The sequence below is a fragment of the Aquabacterium sp. genome, assembly GCF_029946005.1.
Lineage (GTDB): Bacteria > Pseudomonadota > Gammaproteobacteria > Burkholderiales > Burkholderiaceae_C > Aquabacterium.
Map to the genome: position 1 here is coordinate 253,539 of NZ_JAQSDR010000012.1, position 20,014 is coordinate 273,552.

General features: G+C 63.0%; 17 protein-coding genes. 7 read left to right on the plus strand and 10 right to left on the minus strand.

Features of this window, described 5'->3' with window-relative positions; translation table 11 throughout:
* Positions 1-13: 13 nt before the first annotated feature.
* Both PSV38_RS09410 and PSV38_RS09415 read right to left on the minus strand, forming a co-directional pair.
* The gene (locus PSV38_RS09410) at positions 14-1,624 is read right to left on the minus strand and encodes a GMC family oxidoreductase (RefSeq protein ID WP_300546838.1); all 1,611 of its coding nucleotides are present in this window, start codon (positions 1,622-1,624) and stop codon (positions 14-16) included.
* Positions 1,621-2,157 carry a hypothetical protein gene (locus tag PSV38_RS09415; protein ID WP_300546840.1) on the minus strand — a complete coding sequence of 179 codons (537 nt, stop codon included), beginning with the start codon at positions 2,155-2,157 and terminating at the stop codon, positions 1,621-1,623. Before PSV38_RS09415 ends, PSV38_RS09410 begins: the two co-directional genes overlap by 4 nt.
* A gap of 227 nt (positions 2,158-2,384) precedes the next feature.
* Here PSV38_RS09415 and PSV38_RS09420 point away from each other — a divergent pair, with 227 nt between their 5' ends.
* A complete protein-coding gene (locus PSV38_RS09420) occupies positions 2,385-4,079 on the plus strand; it encodes a long-chain-fatty-acid--CoA ligase (protein WP_300546941.1) in 1,695 nt (564 codons plus the stop codon).
* A gap of 21 nt (positions 4,080-4,100) precedes the next feature.
* On the opposite strand, the gene hemW is transcribed toward PSV38_RS09420, so the two are convergent.
* The 5 genes from hemW to PSV38_RS09445 are packed head-to-tail and all read right to left on the minus strand — an operon-like array spanning position 4,101 to position 8,673.
* Positions 4,101-5,330: a radical SAM family heme chaperone HemW gene (gene hemW, locus PSV38_RS09425; RefSeq protein WP_300546842.1), complete on the minus strand. Its 1,230-nt coding sequence runs from the start codon at positions 5,328-5,330 to the stop codon at positions 4,101-4,103.
* A gap of 5 nt (positions 5,331-5,335) precedes the next feature.
* On the minus strand, positions 5,336-5,965 hold the full coding sequence (gene rdgB / locus PSV38_RS09430) for an RdgB/HAM1 family non-canonical purine NTP pyrophosphatase (protein WP_300546843.1): 630 nt from the start codon (positions 5,963-5,965) through the stop codon (positions 5,336-5,338).
* A complete protein-coding gene (gene rph, locus PSV38_RS09435; protein WP_300546845.1) occupies positions 5,962-6,693 on the minus strand; it encodes a ribonuclease PH in 732 nt (243 codons plus the stop codon). The genes rdgB and rph overlap by 4 nt, the downstream gene beginning before the upstream one ends.
* Before the next feature lie 59 nt (positions 6,694-6,752).
* Positions 6,753-7,697, minus strand: coding sequence for a PP2C family serine/threonine-protein phosphatase (locus PSV38_RS09440; protein ID WP_300546847.1), 945 nt, complete (start codon positions 7,695-7,697; stop codon positions 6,753-6,755).
* Between the two features lie 7 nt (positions 7,698-7,704).
* Positions 7,705-8,673 (minus strand): serine/threonine-protein kinase, encoded by a 969-nt coding sequence (locus PSV38_RS09445; protein ID WP_300546849.1) that lies wholly within the window; start codon positions 8,671-8,673, stop codon positions 7,705-7,707.
* Between the two features lie 31 nt (positions 8,674-8,704).
* On the opposite strand from PSV38_RS09445, the gene PSV38_RS09450 reads away from it, so the two are divergent.
* The 4 genes from PSV38_RS09450 (at position 8,705) to PSV38_RS09465 (ending at position 12,906) form a co-directional block, all read left to right on the plus strand.
* The gene (locus PSV38_RS09450; RefSeq protein ID WP_300546851.1) at positions 8,705-9,664 is read left to right on the plus strand and encodes a YicC/YloC family endoribonuclease; all 960 of its coding nucleotides are present in this window, start codon (positions 8,705-8,707) and stop codon (positions 9,662-9,664) included.
* Between the two features lie 47 nt (positions 9,665-9,711).
* Positions 9,712-10,332: a guanylate kinase gene (gmk, locus tag PSV38_RS09455; RefSeq protein ID WP_300546943.1), complete on the plus strand. Its 621-nt coding sequence runs from the start codon at positions 9,712-9,714 to the stop codon at positions 10,330-10,332.
* Positions 10,333-10,364: 32 nt separating this feature from the next.
* Positions 10,365-10,568, plus strand: coding sequence for a DNA-directed RNA polymerase subunit omega (gene rpoZ / locus PSV38_RS09460; RefSeq protein ID WP_300546853.1), 204 nt, complete (start codon positions 10,365-10,367; stop codon positions 10,566-10,568).
* Between the two features lie 121 nt (positions 10,569-10,689).
* Positions 10,690-12,906 (plus strand): bifunctional (p)ppGpp synthetase/guanosine-3',5'-bis(diphosphate) 3'-pyrophosphohydrolase, encoded by a 2,217-nt coding sequence (locus PSV38_RS09465; protein ID WP_300546855.1) that lies wholly within the window; start codon positions 10,690-10,692, stop codon positions 12,904-12,906.
* Here the strand turns inward: PSV38_RS09465 and greB are convergent.
* On the minus strand, positions 12,890-13,456 hold the full coding sequence (greB, locus tag PSV38_RS09470; RefSeq protein WP_300546856.1) for a transcription elongation factor GreB: 567 nt from the start codon (positions 13,454-13,456) through the stop codon (positions 12,890-12,892). The genes PSV38_RS09465 and greB overlap by 17 nt on opposite strands.
* A 113-nt stretch (positions 13,457-13,569) precedes the next feature.
* On the opposite strand from greB, the gene PSV38_RS09475 reads away from it, so the two are divergent.
* Together PSV38_RS09475 and PSV38_RS09480 are read left to right on the plus strand one after the other, a co-directional pair.
* Complete coding sequence (locus PSV38_RS09475; RefSeq protein WP_300546857.1) at positions 13,570-14,268, plus strand: excisionase family DNA-binding protein; 699 nt, start codon at positions 13,570-13,572, stop codon at positions 14,266-14,268.
* Between the two features lie 131 nt (positions 14,269-14,399).
* Positions 14,400-15,119 (plus strand): VTT domain-containing protein, encoded by a 720-nt coding sequence (locus PSV38_RS09480; RefSeq protein WP_300546859.1) that lies wholly within the window; start codon positions 14,400-14,402, stop codon positions 15,117-15,119.
* A gap of 21 nt (positions 15,120-15,140) precedes the next feature.
* Here PSV38_RS09480 and PSV38_RS09485 read toward each other — a convergent pair whose 3' ends face one another.
* Positions 15,141-15,821 carry an energy transducer TonB gene (locus PSV38_RS09485; protein ID WP_300546860.1) on the minus strand — a complete coding sequence of 227 codons (681 nt, stop codon included), beginning with the start codon at positions 15,819-15,821 and terminating at the stop codon, positions 15,141-15,143.
* Positions 15,822-15,839: 18 nt separating this feature from the next.
* On the minus strand, positions 15,840-19,994 hold the full coding sequence (locus PSV38_RS09490) for a PilC/PilY family type IV pilus protein (RefSeq protein WP_300546861.1): 4,155 nt from the start codon (positions 19,992-19,994) through the stop codon (positions 15,840-15,842).
* Positions 19,995-20,014: the final 20 nt, after the last annotated feature.

Consider the following 20,014-nt stretch of genomic DNA (forward strand, 5'->3'; position numbering starts at 1 on the left):
CAGGGCGGGTTGATCAAACCAGCGCCACGTCCTTGCCACTGAGCCGTTTGGCCAGTTGGGTGGCCATGCGGTTGACGATGCCATAGATCGACAGCTGCGGGTTGGCGCCGATGCTGGTCGGGAACACCGACCCATCGTGCACCGACAGGTTCTTGATCTGCCAATGCACCCCGTCCGGCTTGACCACACCTTGCTGCTCGGTGCCACCCATGCGGCATCCGCCCATGATGTGCGCGCTGCCAGCGCCGGTCAGTTGCGACTTCATGTCGAGCTTCTCGATGCCTGCCTTGGCTTCGGCCCAACTGGTGTAGTGCGTGGCCTGTTCATGCAGAGGCAGGACGGATTTGGCGCCGGCCGCGAACTGGATCTCGGCCATGGACAAGAAGGCGCGGCGGAAGCCGTCCAGCACGTAGTCGGTCAGGGGGTAGTGCAGGACGGGTGAGCCGTCCAGCTTCAGGAACACTTCGCCACCGGAGGCGTCGGCGTGGAAGCCATCGCGGACCAAGGCCAGCATCATCTGGGTGTTGGGATAGTGTTTGAAGCGCTCGGCCAGGGTGGCGCCCATGCCGCCCAGCAGCTTGGAGGTCAGCCCGGGATGGATGGGTGTGGCCTCCAGCTTGTAGCCGATGGGGCCGTCAATGGCCTGTGTGTACAGGAAATGATCGGAGTAGATGGACTGAGGCGCGCCGGCCCAGCCTTCGATCTTCTGCTCGAACACGGCCGATGAAAACGCCACCGGGTGCACGAAGGTGCGCTTGCCCAGCAGGTCGTGGGGATCGGGGGCCTTGGAGCGCTTGAGCAGGGCGGGCGAGTTGATGGCACCGCCTGACACCACGTAGTGCTTGGCCGTGATGTGCATGACCTTGTCATTCACACGATCGCCATTGATGGTCACGCCGACGCACTGCAGGGACTTGACCTCGCCGTTGTCGATCTCGAATTTTTCGGCGCGGGTTTGGTGGAACAGGCGCGCCCCGGCTTCGAGGGCGGCGGGGATGGTGGTCACCAGCATGGACTGCTTGGCGTTGGTGGGGCAACCCATGCCGCAGGAGCCCAGGTTCCAGCAGCCCTTGACGTTGCGGGGAATGACGTGGGCGGCGATGCCCAGCTTGGTGGCGCCGGTGCGCAGGATTTCGTTGTTGGCGTTGGGCGCGGCTTCCCAGGCGGTCATGTTCAGCCGTTGCTCGGCCTGCGTGAACCAGGGCGCCAGGGCTTCGACGTTGAAGTCCTTCAGACCGAAGTGTTCTTGCCAGTACTTCAGGGTGGTGGGCGGCGTGCGGAATGAGCTGGTCCAGTTGACCACGGTGGTGCCACCGACGCAGCGGCCTTGCAGCAAGGTGAGGCCCTTGTCCAGCGTGGCGCGGGTGCCGCCTTCCTGGTAGAGGTCGGCATAGGCTTCAGACTCTTTTTGGTTGAAATCGGAGCTGGTTTTGAGTGGACCTTCTTCGATCAGCACGACATCCAGTCCGGCCTTGGTCAGCAACTCGGCGGTGATGCCGGCGCCAGCGCCCGTGCCAACGATGACGACATCGCAGTTGATTTTTTCAGGCAGGCCCAAAGCGCCATCGGTGGTCTTCCAGCCGCGCTCGATGCCGGCGCGGAACGGGTCAGGCAATTTGCTCATATGTCGAGGGGGCCGGGGTAGCCGGTCAGTGCCCAGTTGTCGGGGTTCGTGAAAAAGGCGATGCAGGTGAGGTCACGCACGGCGTGGTAACTCAGCATCGTGGTGGGCAGCTTGTGGATGCGCATGCTCTCCAGGGCTTCCGAGATTTCTTCGGTGCTGGCCTTGGCCCAGGAACTGCTCAAGCCCGTCACCATCAGCCGCGTGGGCGCATTGACCAGCAAGCCGAGCAGTGCAGCCAGTTCGCCTTGGGCGCTGGCGGGCATGGTCTGGATGACCTGGTTCAGTCGAAGTATCTGGCCTTCGAGCTTGGCTTCACGGGCGGCGGGGTCGGTGGGCAGCATGTCGGCCAGGACCGCGCGAGCCACGGCTTTGAGCACCTGCTTGCCGGAGTCGGTCAAGGCGCCATTGTTGATGCCGCGATTCCAGAAAACAGCGCCGCCCAAGGCAGCGCCGACGGCACCCAGAGCGAGGGCAGACTTGAGCAGCCAGCGCCGCTTGGGCGAGCTGGGTGGGGTGGTGTCGTTCGAGGTCATCCGAATATTGTGCCTTGTGGCCCAGCTTCCCCAACCCCGTGGATCACCGGCGTTCCCACCGCTTTGCGCCGAATCTGACAGGCAGTGTGTGCAAAGTTGCCACATCTCAAGGGAATACCCTTGTCTGACTATGTTGCAAAATGAATGCAGTGTTTCAAGCTTGCGTCTTGAGTGATGTCAAGCCGATGAAATGTCCTGTTTATCAAGTGAGAGGCTCGCAAATGGCAATGTCCAAACCCTGGTTGGCGCAGTACGAAGCTGGTGTCCCTGCTGAGATCAATCCCGGTGAGTACAACTCACTGGTCGATTTGCTGGACCAGGCATTCCGAGAGCATGCTCGCCGCGACATGGCGGCTTTCATGGAGGTGCGCTGGACATTCGCGCAGGTCGATGAGATGTCGCGTGCCATGGCCGCTTGGTTACAGGCGCAGGGCTTGTCCAAGGGCGCACGCGTGGCGCTGATGATGCCCAACGTGCCGCAGTACGTGGTGGCGATCGCCGCTGTGTTGCGCGCTGGTTATGTGGTGGTCAACGTCAATCCGCTGTACACGCCGCGTGAGCTGGAGCACCAGTTGAAGGACTCTGGCGCCGAGGCCATCGTCATCCTGGAAAACTTCGCGGTGACCTTGCAGGACGTCATCGCTCGCACGCCAGTCAAGCACGTGGTGCTCGCCGCCATGGGCGACATGCTGCCGGGTCTGAAGGGCCCGCTGGTCAACTTCGTGGTGCGCCATGTCAAGAAAATGGTGCCGGCTTTCAGCCTGCCCAATGGGGGCCCGATCAGGGTCACGCCATTCAAGAAGGTGTTGTCGCAAGGCGCGTCAAGCAAGTACACCCGCCCCACCTTGACGCCCAATGATGTCGCCTTCCTGCAATACACAGGGGGCACCACTGGCGTGTCCAAGGGCGCGACGCTGTTGCACCGCAATGTGGTAGCCAACATCCTGCAGAACGAAGCCTGGTTCAAGCCCGAGTTGGCCAAGCTGGGCAACCAACCGCTGGTGGCCGTTTGTGCCTTGCCGCTGTATCACATCTTCTCGTTGACGGTGTGCTACTTCATGGGGGCCCGAATGGGCAGCATGAACATCCTGATTCCGAACCCGCGTGACCTTCCCGGCGTGATCAAGACGCTAGGCAACTACCGGGTCAACCAGTTCCCTGCGGTGAATACGCTGTTCAACGCGCTAGCCAACCACCCTGACTTCGGCAAGCTGGACTTCTCCGGTCTGAAGGTGTCGATGGGTGGGGGCATGGCCGTCCAGAAGTCCACCGCCGAAAAATGGGCCCAGGTGACAGGGTGCGCCATCGTCGAGGGTTACGGTCTGTCCGAGACTTCCCCGGTGGCCACCGCCAATCGTCTGGACAACATGGAGTTCAATGGCTCGATCGGCTATCCGCTGCCTTCCACCGAGGTGGCGATCCTGGACGACGACGGCAACCACTTGGGCTTTGGCGAGCCGGGCGAGATCTGCGTGCGTGGTCCGCAGGTGATGGACGGCTATTGGCAGCGTCCTGATGAGACCGCCAAGGTCATGACCACCGATGGCTTCTTTCGCACGGGCGACATCGGTGTGATGGACACCACCGGCCAGACCAAGATCGTGGACCGCAAGAAGGACATGATCCTGGTGTCGGGCTTCAATGTGTATCCGACCGAGGTGGAGCAAGTCGTGAGCATGCACCCTGGTGTGTTGGAGTGTGCGGCTGTGGGCGTGCCCGACGAGAAGGCGGGCGAAGCGGTGAAGGTGTTCGTGGTGCGCAAGGACCCGACCTTGACCGAAGCCTCGGTGGCCGAGTTCTGCAAGGAGCAACTCACTGGATACAAGCGCCCCAAGTACATCGAGTTCCGCAATGATCTGCCCAAGACCAATGTGGGCAAGATCCTGCGCCGCGAACTACGCGACGAGAAAAAGGCCGCCTGAGCCTTGCTGCGATGAAGCGGGTCACTCTTCCTGAAGGAAGAGGGCCTGCAGATCGCTCAGGAAGTCAAAGCCTTTTTCGGTGGGCCAGGCCCGCTGAAGATCTCGTGCCAGCAGGCCCTTGGCCTCGGCCTCTTGCATGGCCTGCTGGATGGCGGTGATCGGCAGGCCGGTGCGCTCGGTGAAGCGCGCCAGCTCGAAGCCGTCCTTCAGGCGCAGTGCGTTGAGCATGTACTCGAAAGGGCGCGCCTTGAGGCTGATTTCATGTTCATTCGAGCAAGCCTGGCCTTGCAACGCCTGCGTCATGTAAGCCTGCGGTTCGCGCCAGCGCACTTGCCGCACGACGCGGTCCGGGAAGCTGATCTTGGAATGCGCGCCTGCGCCGATGCCCAGGTAGTCGCCGAACTGCCAGTAGTTCAGGTTGTGCATGGCGCGGTGGCCTTTGCGCGCATAGGCCGAAATCTCGTAACGCTCCAGCCCTGCGAGGCCGGTGGCTTCGATGAGGCGGTCCAGCATGTCGAAGGCGGTGTCATCGTCCGGCAGGTCCTTGGGGGGCTGTGTGGCGAAGCGCGTGTTCGGCTCCATCGTCAGGTGGTACAGCGACAAATGCGGCGGCGTGAAGGCCAGTGCCTGCTGCAGGTCGGCGTCGAGGTCGGCCTGGCTCTGGCCGGGCAGGGCGTACATCAGGTCGAGGTTGAAGGTGTCGAAGCAGGCTTGGGCCTCTTCGACCGCGGCGATGGCTTGCGCGCGGTTGTGCACGCGGCCCAGAGCCTTGAGCTTGGCATCGTCAAAGCTTTGCACGCCGATGGACAGCCGATTCACGCCAGCCTGGCGGAAGGCCTTGAATCGGTCTTTCTCGAAGGTGCCAGGGTTGGCTTCCAGCGTGACTTCGCAGTCGGGGTCGTAGGCCAGGCGGGCGCGGATGTCGGCCAGCAGTCGGTCAATGCCCTCGGGCGAGAACAAGCTGGGCGTGCCGCCTCCGATGAAGATGCTGTGGATGCGGCGGCCCCAGATCTGCGGCAGGGAGGCTTCCAGGTCGGCGCACAGGGCGTCGAGGTACTGGGCTTCCAGCGCTGGCGACAGGCCTGCCTTGGGACTCGCCATGTTGCCCTGCTGCGCTGGCAGCAAAGGGATTTTGGGAGTGGCGATTTCATGCGAGTTGAAGTCGCAATAAGGGCACTTCTTCAGGCACCAGGGCAGGTGCACATACAGCGACAGGGGCGGCAAGGCTTGCAGCGCGCCGGGACGGTGCAAGGTGATCACTTCAGCAGGCCCCAGCGGGCGGTCATCAACTCGCGCAGGCGCTCGCAGGCCAGGGCGCGGTGGCTGACCGTGTTCTTGACCTCGGGCGCCAATTGCGCGGCCGACTGCTTGTACTGCGGCAGCCACAGCAGCGGGTCGTAGCCGAAGCCGTGTTCACCTTGCGGTGCCTCCAGCAGGAGGCCGTTCCAGTGGCCTTCTGCGATCAGCGGTTCAGGATCTTCGGCGTGGCGCACCGCGACCAGCAGGCAAGTGAAGTGCGCGCGGCGGTCGGCCTGGCCTTGCATCTGCTTGAGCAGCCAAGCGTTGTTGGCGGGGTCGATCAACTCGCGGCCGACGGTGTCTTCGATCTGGCCATGGTCGCAGGCGTAGCGCGCCGAGCGCACACCGGGCGCACCCTGCAGAGCCTGCACGCACAGGCCGGAGTCATCCGCGATGGCGGGGCCTTGGCCCAGTTGCGCCGCATGACGCGCTTTGGCCAGGGCGTTTTCCACGAACGTGACGTGCGGCTCTTCGGCCTCTGGGATGCCCAGGCTGCCTTGCGTGACCAGCTCCAGCCCCAGCGGGCCGATCAGGGCCTGCAGCTCGCGCAGCTTCTTGCCGTTGTTGGAGGCCAGGATCAGTTTCATGGTTGGGCCAACGCCTCGGCTTGCAAGGTCACCAAGCGTTGGATGCCTTGGTCGGCCAGGCCCAGCAGGCTGTCCATCTCGGCTCGTGTGAAGGCCACGCCTTCGGCCGTGCCTTGCACTTCGATGAAATGGCCTGCGCCAGTCATGACGACGTTCATGTCGGTGTCGCAGTCCACGTCTTCCACGTACGCGAGGTCGAGCAGGGGCGTGCCTTGCACGATGCCGACACTGATGGCGGCCACCGGTTCGCGGATGGGCGTGGCCGTGATCTTGCCGTGCGCCAGCAGCCAGGTGACGGCATCGTGCGCGGCCACGTAGGCGCCCGTGATGGCGGCGGTGCGGGTGCCGCCATCGGCCTGGATGACGTCGCAGTCGAGGTGGATGGTGCGTTCGCCCAGCAGCTTGAGGTCGAACACGGCGCGCAGCGAGCGGCCGATCAGGCGCTGGATTTCTTGCGTGCGGCCATTCTGCTTGCCACGCGCGGCTTCTCGGTCATTGCGGGTGTGGGTCGAGCGGGGCAGCATGCCGTATTCGGCGGTGACCCAACCTTCGCCACTGCCGCGCTTGTGTGGCGGCACGCGCTCTTCGACCGAGGCGGTGCATAGCACCTTGGTGTCACCAAAGGCGATCAGCACAGAGCCTTCGGCGTGCTTGGTGTAGCGGCGGGTGATGGTGACGGGACGCAGGGCGTCCACGGCCCGGTCTTGCGTGCGTTGATAGGCAGCCATGGGGGCTCCAGGTAAGCGGGCGTGAAGACGACGGCCGCTTGAACTGGCTTAAGCGGCTGTCAGGGTTTTTGGCCGCCCCGGGCCGAGCGCTTGATCGCCTCGTTGATCTCGCGGATCGAACGTTCGATTTCAGCCTCGTCCAGGTCGTCGGCATCGACATTGTCGCCTGGACCCATGCCGCTGCCCACGCTGGCCTGGATGGTGGACGCGAAAACCTGGTCGCCCAGGTTGTCGGTCGAGGTGGAAGTGCCGCCAGCGACATCATCGTTGCTGGCCGACTCCCACTCCATGGCGATGATGGTGACGTTGTCGCACTTGGGGCCGCCATTGCGCAGCGCTTCTTCGACCAACTCGGGCACGGCGTCGGAGATGGCGCGCGTGGTGAGGTGGCGGGTGATGACTTCGTCATCGACCGTGCCCCACAGGCCGTCGGAACACAGCAGGATGCGGTCACCTTCTTGCAGCAGCAAGGGGCCGGCGGTGTCAACCACCGGTTTGCCGGGGCTGCCCAGGCAGGTGAACAGCACGTTGCGGTTGTAGCGGTCGTTCAGCGGCACGACCGAGTTCAGCGTTTGCTGCAACTCGGAGTAGGAATGGTCGCGGGTGCGGGCGATGAGCTTGTCGCCGCGCACGAAGTACAGGCGCGAATCACCGCAGTGGGCCCAGTAGGCCGCGTTGCCCTGCATGATGCAGGCGACGATGGTGGTGCGGGGCGTGTCGATCAGGCCTTTTTCACTGGCGTAGCGCAGCAACTGGTGGTGGCCGGCCATGACGGCATCCTGCAGAAAGCGCAGGGGATCGGTCAGGGTGGGGCGGGCGTCGCGCTGGTACAGCGCGGCCATGGTCTGCAAGGCCAGTTGCGAGGCGACTTCGCCTTCGGGGTGGCCGCCCATGCCGTCGGCGAGGGCGAACAGGCCCGAATCCCGCGTGTAGCAGTAGCCCATGCGGTCTTCGTTTTTCTCACGGCCGCCCTTGCGGCTGATCTGGTAGACGGAGAATCTCATGCCTGCCTTATGCCTTCGCACCTGATTTGAGGTTTTCAAGCTGGAGCTTGACGCGTTCGGAGAATGTCAGCTTGGAGTAGCGGCGCTCGGTCTCGCGGGCGAGCTCTTTTTGCAGAGCAAACACGCTTTGCGGGCGCGCCAGCGGGTCGAGCGACATGCACCACTCGGTCACTTCCAGAAGGTTATCTGAATACACGTTGCGCAGCCTGGACAAGGACAGGTTCAAACGGTCTTTTTCGAGGCGTTGTGGCGCATCGTTGGGGGGATACCCTTGCATGCAGGCGTAAATGCACGCGCCAATGGCGTAGATGTCGGTCCAGGGGCCCAGCGAGCCGTCGCGGCGGTACATCTCGGGGGCGGCGAAGCCGGGCGTGTACATCGGGCGGATGAAATTGCCCTCTTTGGACAGCACTTCGCGGGCGGCACCGAAATCGAGCAGCACGGCCTTGTTTTCGTTGGTGACGAAGACGTTGGCGGGCTTGATGTCCAGGTGCAGCATCTTGTGCTGGTGGACGATGCGCAGGCCGCGCAGCATTTCATCGAAAAGCGAGCGAATGGTGGATTCGCGGAAGACTTTGTCGCGCTTCAAATCGCGCGCCGTGACGATGAAATCCTGCAAGGTATCTCCTTGCAAGTAATTCATCACCATGTAAACGGTTTCGTTTTCGCGGAAGAAATTCAACACCGACACCACACTTGGGTGCGAAATCTGCGCCAAAGAGCGGCCTTCTTCGAAAAAGCTTTTCAGGCCCAAACGGTACAGGGGCTGCTTGTCGGGTTTGACGCGCGGGATCAACTCTCCCAGGGCACGTTCTGCGAGGGAGGAGGGGAGGTATTCCTTGAGCGCCACGAGCCGGTGTTCGGGGTCTTCAGCGAGGTAAACCACACCGAAACCGCCGGCAGCCAGTTTCTTGACGACCTGGTAACCCCCCACGACGGTGCCAGAAGGCAGCGGAGCGGGTTTTTGCTTTGACATAATCGGGTTTTGTGTCTGGTGTCAAGTATCTATGTCAGTCTACTCCATGACCGGCTTTGCCAGCGCGGTCGCGTCGGTTCCGGAACACAGCGGCGACGCCTCTGATGATGCGGAATCGTCCAGCGCGACACGCTCGGCGGCGAGCACCGCAAGCAAGTCCCCAACCGGTGGGGTCGGGGCCGAGTTGCGCTCGGTCAACAGCCGATTCCTGGATCTGAGTTTCAAGCTGTCTGACGAGTTTCGGGCCTTGGAGCCTGCCTTGCGTGATTTGCTGACAGCTTCATTTCGGCGCGGCAAGATCGAACTGAAGATGCAACCGCAACGGCCGGTCGAAACGGCTTGGCCGCAACCGCAGGCCGATCAGTTGCACAGCCTGGCTCGGCTGGAGGGCATGGTGCAGAACTGGCTGCCCAAAGCCACCCCGCTCTCCGTGAACGAAATCATGAATTGGTGCCGCACCGCCGGCCCGATCGCCAAGCTGGAAGACGTGGCGCTGGACGCCTGCCGCCAAAGCATCGAGGGGCTGCTGGAGGCGCGCCAGCGCGAGGGCAAGCGCTTGGTGGCCATCCTGGTGGAGAAGCTCAACGGGCTGAAGGCCCTGGCGGAGCAGGCGACGCCGCTGGTGCCCCAGGCCGTGCAGCGCCAGCAAGAGCGTTTCGTGCAGCGTTACAAGGAGGCGCTGGAGGCGGTGGGCGGCAGCATCACCGAAGAGGCGGCCCAGGAACGGGCCTTGAGCGAAGCGGCGGCCTATGCCCTGCGCATTGATGTCGATGAAGAGTTGACGCGCCTGAAGGCGCACCTGGACGAGATCGCGCGCCTGCTGAAAAAGGGCGGCGAAGTGGGCAAACGCCTGGATTTCCTGATTCAGGAGTTGCACCGCGAGGCCAACACTTTGGGCTCCAAGGCGGCGGCGCTGGAGTTGACTCAGATCTCGGTCGAGATGAAGGTGCTGATCGAGCAAATGCGTGAACAGGTTCAGAACATCGAATGAGCGCCGATAACGTGTCGAATGAAGCAGCTGTCGCCGGAGGTGACGAAATGGACTACCCGGGCAATCTTTTCGTGGTGTCGGCCCCCAGCGGGACGGGCAAATCCAGCTTGGTCAAGGCCTTGCTGGAGCTGGATTCGCGCTTGCTGGTGTCGATTTCGCACACGACGCGGCCGCCACGCGGCCAGGAGCAAGACGGCCGCGAATACCTGTTCATCGAGGAAACCGAGTTCCGCGGAATGATTTCGCACGGCGATTTCTTCGAGTGGGCCGAGGTGCATGGCAACCTGTACGGCACCTCGCGCCACGCGATCGAGGAGCGCATCAAAGGCGGCGAGGATGTGGTGCTGGAGATTGACTGGCAGGGCGCCCTGCAGATCAAGAAGATCTTTCCCAACGCGGTGCTGATTTTCATCCTGCCGCCCAGCTACGAAGAGCTCTTGCAGCGCCTGCACCGCCGGGGCGAAGACACCTCGGATGTGATCGAAATCCGCATGAGCAACGCCAAGGTGGAGGTTGAACAGGCCCAATTCTTTGATTACGTGGTGGTCAACAGCCTGTTTGAAACGGCTTTGTTTGATTTAAAAGCCATTGTTCACGCGCAGAGGTTAAAATACGCGGCTCAGCGTCGCAACAAGTCCGTCGTGTTCCGCGCGCTCAACCTGGTTTGATCCTGCTCAGACCCATTTTCAGAGGTTCCACCATGGCCCGCATCACCGTCGAAGACTGCCTGATCAAGATTCCCAACCGCTTCCAGTTGGTGCTGGCCGCGACTTACCGTGCCCGCATGCTGAGCCAAGGTCACACGCCCAAGATTGAATCGCGCAACAAGCCCGGCGTGACCGCCCTGCGCGAAATCGCAGCAGGCCAAGTCGGCATCGAAATGCTGCGCAAAGTTCCGACCTGAGATTTTTCCGGCTGGTTTTCACCAGCTTGACGAGCAACGGCCCGCCTTCGTGGGCCGTTTCTATTTCAGCGATTGACACGCTTGGTGTCTGGCCCGCTCGTTCCGCGCTAAAGTAGTTTGCATGACCCAGGCCACTTCCGACGCTGCCGCAGCATCTTTCGCGGCGCTGACCCACAAACTCGACTATCTGGACGAGGCGGACGCACGCCGCGTGCGCGACGCCTACCGCTTCGCCGACGAAGCTCACCTGGGGCAGTTCCGCGCCAGTGGCGAGCCTTACATCACCCACCCGATTGCCGTGGCCGGCCTGTGCGCCGACTGGAAGCTGGACGCGCAGGCCATCATGGCCGCGCTGATGCACGACGCCATGGAAGACTGCGGCGTCACCAAGATCGAATTGATTGAACGCTTTGGCGCGCCCACGGCCGAGTTGGTCGATGGCCTGACCAAGCTGGACAAGCTGCAGTTCTCGACCAAGGAAGAATCGCAGGCCGAGTCTTTCCGCAAGATGCTGCTGGCCATGGCGCGCGATGTGCGCGTCATCCTGATCAAGCTGGCCGACCGCCTGCACAACATGCGCACGATGGCGGCCATGGTGGCGCATAAGCGCACCCGCATCGCCAAGGAAACGCTCGACATCTACGTGCCGATCGCGCACCGGCTGGGCCTGAACCAGACTTACCGCGAGTTGCAGGAGTTGTCTTTCCAGTACATCAACCCTTGGCGTTATGGGGTGCTGACGAAAGCGGTGAAGAAGACGCGCGGCAACCGGCGTGATCTGGTTGATCGCATTCAGCGTGAAGTGGAGCAGGCCTTTGGTGGCGCCGACATGGTGGTTGAGGTCTACGGCCGCGAGAAAACCATTTTCTCGATCTATCACAAGATGATCGAGAAGAACCTGACCTTCGCCCAGGTCAGCGACATCTTCGGCTTCCGGATCGTGACACGCGAATTGCTGGACTGCTACCGCGCCCTGGGCGTGCTGCACCAGTTGTACAAGCCCCTGCCGGGCCGTTTCAAGGACTACATCGCCATCCCCAAGGCCAATGGCTACCAGTCGCTGCACACCACGCTGGTGAACCCGGTGGGCACGGCGGTGGAGTTCCAGCTGCGATCGCAGGCCATGCATGCCGTGGCCGAAAAGGGCATCGCGGCGCACTGGATGTACAAGACGCAAGAGGGCGCAGGTGCGGAGGCTTCGCCGCAGCAGGCGGCCGTGTGGCTGCAGTCCTTGATCGACATCCAGCACGAGACGCGCGATTCGGCTGAGTTCCTGGAGCATTTGAAGATCGACCTGTTCCCCGAATCGGTCTACGTGTTCACGCCCAAGTCGCGCATCCTGGCCCTGCCGCGCGGCGCCACCTCGGTGGACTTCGCCTATGCCATCCACAGCGACGTGGGCGACCACTGCGTGGCGGTCAAGATCAATGGCGAGGCGGCGGCCTTGCGCACCGAGTTGCGCAGCGGCGACGTGGTCGAGATCATCACGGCACCCAGCGCGCGACCCAATCCGGGCTGGCTGAATTTCGTGAGCACGGGCCGGGCCCGTTCCAAGATCCGCCACTACCTGAAGAACATGGAGACGGAAGAGTCTTTGGAGCTGGGCGAGAAGCTGCTGACGCAGGCGTTGCGGGCCGAGGGCCTGGCCATGCCGCCGGGGGACGAGACCAGCGAAGGCGCCAGCGGTGCCACGTGGCAGGCCCTGATCCGCTGGGGTGGCAATCGCAGCAAAGATGATTTGTGCGTGGACATCGGCCTGGGTCGCAAGATCAGCAACATGGTGGCCAAGCGCCTGGCGCAGCTCATGGCCGAGTCTGGCGAAAAACCCGATGCCCTGACCCTGACCCTGGGGCGTTTTGCCGATTCCGAATCGCCCTCGCATGGCGGCGTGGTGATCGATGGCAGCGAAGGTGCCACGATGCAGTTGGCGCCGTGCTGTCGCCCGATCCCGGGCGACCCGATCGCTGGCTACCTTGGCCGTGGCGAAGGCCTCGTGGTGCACACGCAGTTGTGCGGCGTGGGCCGTCGCCTGTTCGATCGCGACAGCGAGCGCTGGATCGACGTGAGCTGGGCCGACGAGCCCACGCGGCCTTTCGAGACCGCGGTTCAGGTGTTGGTGGCCAATGGCAAGGGCGTGCTGGCGCAGGTGGCGCAGTCCATCAGCAGCGCCGAAACCGACATCACCCACATCGAGATGGGCGACGAGCGCCTGGGCGAAACCGCCGAGTTGAAGCTGACCTTGGCCGTGCGCGATGTGGAGCACTTGAACGACGTGCTGCGCACGCTCAAGCGCTGCCCGGTGGTGCTCAAGGCGGGCCGAATCATCCCTGGGGCGTAGCAGGCGCGGGGTAGCTGACCTTCAGCACCTCGACCTGTTCCAGCCCGCCCGGTGTCATCAACTGGATTTCGTCACCCACGCGTGATTTGAGCAGGGCCCGCGCAATGGGTGAGACCCAACTGACTTCGCCCTGCAGGTTGTCGACCTCGTCGATGCCCTTGATGGTGACGGTGCGTTCCACATCATCCTGATTCACGTAGGTGACGGTGGCGCCGAAGAAAACCTGATCGTGACCATGGTGCACCGAAGGGTCGGCCACTTCGGCGATGTCCAGGCGCTTGGTCAGGAAGCGGATGCGGCGGTCGATCTCGCGCAGGCGCTTTTTGCCATAGATGTAGTCACCGTTTTCGGAGCGGTCGCCGTTGGAGGCGGCCCAGTGCACGATCTCGACGATCTTGGGGCGTTCGACGTCGATCAGCGCCAGCAGTTCGTCGCGCAGGCGCTGGTAGCCCTGTGGGGTCAAATAGTTCTTGGTGCCGGCAGGAATGGGCGACGGGGCAAGTTCCTCCTCGTCGTCGTGGTCGGTTTCCTTGGTGAAGGCCTTGTTCATGGGGGGCGATTGTGCCCAATGCTTCACGTCGGGCCGTGGTTTGATGGGTGAAGGGCCTACCGCTGAAGGGTGGATCCCGCAAAAATGAAACCACTGAAGAAAGTGGTCAACGCATGTCGCAAGTCATCCACCTGGGCCCAGGCGCCCGCATGCTCACCACCCGCGAGGTGGCCAGCCGTTTGGGCGTGTCGCTGCGCACCGTGCAGTTGTGGGTCGAGGCCGACATTTTGCCGGCGGCGCGCACGCCCGGGGGGCATCGGCGCATTCCTTACAACGCGGTCGAGGCGCTGGCATTGAGCACCGGTTTGGGCGGTGATCCTTTGGCCGAGCAGGCGCGTCGGCAGGGCAATCCGGCGGCAGTGTTGCCGCGGGCCAGTGCGTTGGACAAGGTGCGCCGGGAGGCTCGCCACCATGACGTCTTGCTGGTCGCTGACGACTCGGAGTGGCAGACGCAATGCGCGTCGGCCCTGGAGGTGTATAGCTCGGCGGTGAGTTTGCGCTTTGCCGAAACCGGCTACCTGGCCCTGTTGCAGATGGGCCAGCGCCCTCCTGATTTGCTGATCACCAACCTGGAGTTGCCCGGCATGGATGGTTTTGCCATGCTGCGCACGCTGGAACGCTGCGAGATGGTCACGGGCATGGCGGTGCTGGCTTTGACGGCCTTGAAGGCGGACGAGATTGCCGCGCGAGGTGGCCTGCCCGGCTGGGTGGAGTTGTTCTCGTGGCCGGTGTCCCCAGAAGCCCTGGCGGTGAGGGTGGGGCGCTGGATGCTCACCCAAAGGCCTCTGCCCGGCGTTCACCCCGACGTTTGACGCCCCCCCCGAAGCGAGGGGAAACGGCGTTCACCCGCAGGAAAGCACCTGCGTCACGCCCGCTGGAATGGCCTCAAGATTCGCTTGTTTTCCGTTGGATGGAATGTGGGCAGTGCAATGAGGTTTGTGTCATGAGTGCGGGTGGTTCATCGAAGGTGTCGGGCAGCAAGTTGGTGCGCCGCCTCATGGCGGTGGTGTACCTGGGGTTGTTCGCGGCCGTGGCCCTGGTGTGGCGCAGCCCGTCCATGAGCCATTGGCTGGACCCGGTTGTGCTGAGTCAGTTGGGCCGCGACTTGCTGGCCTCGCCTCTTGGGCCTTTGGCCGTGCTGGGTGGCTATGTGCTGGCGGTGGTGTTGGCCATGCCCATCCTGCTGATGATTTCGGTGGGCACGCTGGTGTTCGGGCCGTGGCTGGGCATGGTGTATTCGCTGGTGGGCATGCTCAGTGGCGCGGTGGTCACGTATGGCGTGGGGCGCTTGAGCGGGGCTTATCTGCTGGACCGTTTTGGTGATCCCCAGGTGCAGCATTTGGCGAGCCGTTTGAAGGATCGCAGTTTGCTCGCCATCATCTTTTTGCGCGCTTTTCCGGTGGCGCCTTTCCTGGTCATCAATGTGACGGCGGGCGCGCTGCGGGTGCGCTTTCGCGACTATGTGCTCGGCACGGTGCTGGGCGTGCTGCCTGGCACGATCTTGCTGTCCTTGTTCATGGACCGGTTGGTGGCGGCCTGGCGCAATCCGGGCATGGGCACCTACGTGGGGGTGGCCTTGTTCCTGGTGGCGCTGGTGACGGCCGCCAGGGCCTTGCGCAAGCGCTTGGTGTTGGCGTTGGCGGCGGAGCCGAAGGCGGGGTGAGCCGCTGCCAGGTCCGGGCTGCTACAAGGACTGCGTCGCGGCCGGTGACTCGATGGGCGTGTTGTCAAACACCACCTCAACGCGGATCAATGACTTGACCTGTTGACCCTGCACTTCGCCGGGCTGAAAGTGCGCTTGCAGGAATGAGTCCCGCGCGGCATCTTCCAGGGGCTTGGGCAAGGATGGACCGTCAATGCGCACGCGGCGCACGACACCGTTCTCATCGATGAACAAGGCCAGGATGGTGGTGTAGCGTCCGGGCTCCGTGATCTGTTCGGGAAAGGGCACGATCACTGGCGTGCTGGACTTGGGCGGCATGCTCAGCAAGGGACGGGGAAAGTAGTTGTCGCCGGGGTCGGCGAGGGGGGCTGGCGACGCCACTTCAGCGTTGGCCACAGTTTGGTCTTCAGAGATCGGGGCTGTCGGCGCCACGGTGTCTGCGGGCGGCGGGGGCACATCCGTGATGGCTTGGGGGGCAGGGATGGGGGCCTCCATGCTGGGGATGGTTGGGGGCACCTCAGGTGGTGTTGCAGCGCGTGGGTTCAGGCGAGCCTGCATGACGACGCTGGCAACCGCGGTCTTGGGCGCCTGGTGGGCTGTTGGTTGAACAGGTGACGAGGACACCATCAAGGTCAGCGCCGCAGCGTGAATCACCACCACATGGGCGGCGATGACACACACTGATTGGCGCTTCTTGTTCATCATCAGTTCATCAGTTCATCAGTTCATCAGTTCACGCCACGAGGTGCGGTTGGCGCCTGCCGCGGCATTGGTGCTGGTGGTGGGAGGGCTGCTGGTGGTGATCTTGGCGTTGCTGCCCGGGATGATCAGCAAGGACTTGCCGTTGGTCAGCTCGATCCAGGTCAGGCCCACGCCGAGGAACTTGTCGAGGCTGGTGCCGACCACATCGCCGGTGGCGCTGGACGGTGCCGAGCCGGTGCTGATGTCAAAGGTGTAGTTCCAGCCCGAGCCGCCCGAGGGGCTGCACACGCTGCTGCCCGGAATGGCGGAGATGGCGGCCAGGGTGGTGTACTGCAACTGCATGTCCACCGACACCCGCTCGCCCGACGTAGGCATGTCCACGCGCCATCCCTTCTGGGTGGCCCAGTTGACGGCGTTCTTGCTGGAGGTACGCGTTTTCGTCGTGGCGTTGGTCAGGGTTTGGGTCACCATGTCCGTGCGCTGGCGAACGTCGCCCAGGCCCGTGGCAGCCAGGCTGTCCTTGATTGCATAGAAGGACTGGGTAGTTGTGTCGACGATGTCGCCCAGGCCCAGGTAGCGGCCCGTGGCCACCAGGATGACCGGGTAGTCCACCGAGTTGTAGGTCACGACGGCGGTTTCAGGCCGGGTGGTGATGGGCTGAGGCGTGGTGGCGTTGATCTGAAACTTGGCCAACAGCATGGCCTTGCCGTGGGGTGCGACGAGGTTGTCAATGTCGAAGCGCCAGAGGTTACCGAGCATGTCGCCCCCATAGAAACGGGTGGAGGTGTTGTCGGTGTTGTCTTCGATCCAGGCGTTTAGTTTGCCCAGGCCGCTCGGGTTTGTGCTCGTGCCAGCAGGCGTGGTGCCCGAGGTCATCGTGGGGATGCCGCTGGGGATGTCGGTCACGGGTAAGCCTGTGTTGGCATTGAGGACGTACAGGCGGCCGTTGCCGTCACCCGTGGTGTTGTTGTAGCCGGAGGTCAGCACGACCACCCAGGTGCCATTGGCTCGCTTGGTGATGATGGGCGTGCCATAGGTCAGGCCCATGTTGGCATCGGTGAACTCCCACAGGATCTTGGGGTCGAGCGGGTTGGTGACGTCCAAAGCGTAGTAGGACTTGCCGCCCGCGTTCAGGCCGCCCACCAGAATGGTCTTCCAAGTGGAGCCGACGCGGATGTCGCCTACCGTGGGGGTGCCATCCACGAAGAAATGATGGCGGTCGGCGTAGTTGGTGTCGGCCAGCCGGTACAGCTCTGGCATCACGGCGGAAGGGATGAAGCTCCACAGCTCGGTGCCGGCTGAGACCGCGCCGGTGCCGGTGGTGGTGGTGGCGGCAAAGGCGTGCAGCATGCCGTCGTTGGCCGCCGAGAACACCACGGGTCGGCGGTTGGCGTGTGTGCTCACGAACTCGGAGTAACCGGTGTCCACGTAGTGGAAAGGCGGCTTGCTCATGTACACGGGGGATGCGTTGATCACATCACCCAGCATGGATTCGCGTGCGCGGTAGACGACGGCGGTCTTGGTCTCGCTGCCGTCGGTGTAGCTGTAGCTGCTCATGGCGCTATCACCGCGCAAGAAGTTGACCAGATTGGTCCCCAGGTTGGCCTGGGTCTTGGGCGTGGCCTCCAGGTTATTGCACTGGGTGGGGGTCAGCGTTTTGCCGCAGTAGTTGGTGAACAGGCCGCCCAATCCATCCGCGCTGAGATTGGTGTAGGTGAAATCACGGCGTGTGGGAGTGGCGGCGCCGGGTTGTGCGTAGTAAATGTTCCGATCAGCGGGGTTGAGCTTGGCAATCTCTTTCTTGGCGTTCCAGATTTCAACCGTGGTGTTGATCTCGCCCGTGTCGCCGTTCAATGAATAGGCCACCAGTTCGCCAGTCCAAGCCACAGTGGTGTACTTGGCGACAAAAACTTGGTTGTCCGTGCCCTTGACGGGTTTGAGGGAGCTGGTGGCGGCCGATGAAGAGGCACCATCGGTGCGCTCGACGTTGGACAAGGCGGCTCCGATGGCTTCGCTCACGGCGCTGGGGTCGGAGGCCGACCAGTACTGGCCGCGGCCGTTGACGGCGGCATGCCACAGGTCGTCCACGTGGGTGACGCCGCTGGAGCTACTTTCAGAGACAGGCCATTTGAGCGTGCCGTCGGCCCGAGACAGTTCATAGTAGCTGCCGGTGCGCAGGCTGGGGTTGAGGTAGTCCTTGCGGTAGGGCAGGATGCCATTCATGCCCAGGCCGAGCGTGAAGGTGGTCATGTGCTGGGTTTCGGCACTGTCCAGGCCGATGGGGGTCACCTCGTTGTTGCAAACGTCCGTGCCCAGGGCACCCACGCAGTTGCCCAAGGTGCTGGTGCGCAGGTCGGTGGCGTAGAAATACTCGGCCACGTCGGCCAGGCTGTTGCTGGAGCCACCGGTGGTGCTTGGGGTCACGGTGGGCGTGCCGGCCACGGTGGCATCGACGATGTTGGCCACGCTGGCGGCACCATTGCTCACGGAAGAAGCAGGTAAGCTGGGGACGTCGTAGGGTGAGCTTTTGCAGGTGCCGGTTGCCGATTTCAGCACGGGGCCGACAGTGGTGTCACTTTTGGGGAGGGTGGCCGTGCCTGTGGTGGTGGCAGCGCTCCACGTGGTCGTGCTGGTGGTGACTGCACCATCCACTCCGTTGATCCGCTTCTGGGTGGTGTCGTAGGTTCCGGTGAGGGTCTGGTTGTTGGTGATGGTCTCGACCAGAGTGCGGGTGGTCTGGGTGGCGGTGGTGGTGTACCGGCGCTTGCTGCCGCCGCAGCCCACGTAGTTGCTGGCCGGGGTGTTGCCGCTGATGGTGACCGTGGTCTTGTCGTAGGCCGAGTCTTGTGTTCGGGTGATGGTGTAGGGGCTGACGGTGGTCAGGACGCTGTCCATCCCATCCCAGTAGGGCTTGACCTCGGTGCCATCCTGGTTGCCGACCATGGTGCCATTCAAGTCAAGCGGGCCGTAGCTTGTGGTTTCGTCGCCCGTATTCCAATAGCCGTCCGTGGACAGGATGCTGTAATTGCGTTGGCAGGCGTACTCCATCGGGTCGGTCGTTTGACCGGGTGCCTTGTTGGCAAAATAGCGGCCTACTTTGGAAAGTGCTCCGCGCAAGGGGGTCGAGTTGCCCGTGTCGGCTCTGTAGAGGTTGGAGTAGAAGGAGGTCTTCTGGGTGCCCTCAAAGGCCGAGGTGGGCAGGAACTTGGTGCTTGGCGCAGCACTGGTGGAGCTGATGGTGGTGAAGCCCACGCGGTATTTGCCGTCGATGGGATTGAAGGCGCGGCCAGCGGCCGATCGCATCATCAGAACGCGCTTGCGGTAGTAGGCATACCAGTCGGCATAGCGTTGAGCATCTGTCGATGTGCTGGTGATGGTGATCAGTGTGAAGGCGGTTGAGGAGTTGGGCCTGGACAGGCATTCATTGGCGAATCCGCCATCGGAGACTTTGTCGAGGCCGGCGGTCGTGTACTTCCAGCCCATGGCAGGCCTGCTGCCGGTGTAGTCATAGTAGGTGCTGCCATTCAGGTCGGTGACGTTGGTTTGCACGCCCACCTTCCAGGTGGCAGTGGGGCTGCCGCCGCCAGCCATGCCGGTCACGGTGACCAGCAGGGTGGGGTTGTTCCAGCTCTTGACATTGCCCACCATCCACTGCGTGTCATTGGTGGTGTTGACGATGCCCACTCGGCTGCCCACGGTGAAACTGCCTGAGGAGGCGCTGCTCACGCTGAAGGTTCGGTCGCCCGTGCCGATGGACACGGGGGTGTTCAGGTTCTTGGAGTTGGTCACCGTGACCTGGAAGCCGTCGGTGGGGGCGTACTGGAAGGACGCCGCTGGGTAAGGCGTGCCATCCGGGTTGAGTGGTCGGTTGGCGCTGTAGTCGTAGTTGGGGTTGTAGGCGATGCCGTTGCACTGAACGGACTTGAAGCCGTAGGCGGTGCTGTCAGCCATGTCATCGGGCATGAAGTCCGAGGACATGCTGCCCGAATCATCCAGGATGAACATCACATTGGGTTTGGCGCTGATGTCCGAAGTGGTGGCCAGCGGTGTGTTCGAGATGTCGGTGGATGCTGCGCGCACGCCCGGGTTCAGCGTGGCCAGCCCGATCAGCATGGCCACCAGGGCCCGGTTCATCGAGAAAAACCCGGAGTGGGTGCGATGGTGGTTTTGCATGCTTGCTTCCTTCCGCGCCG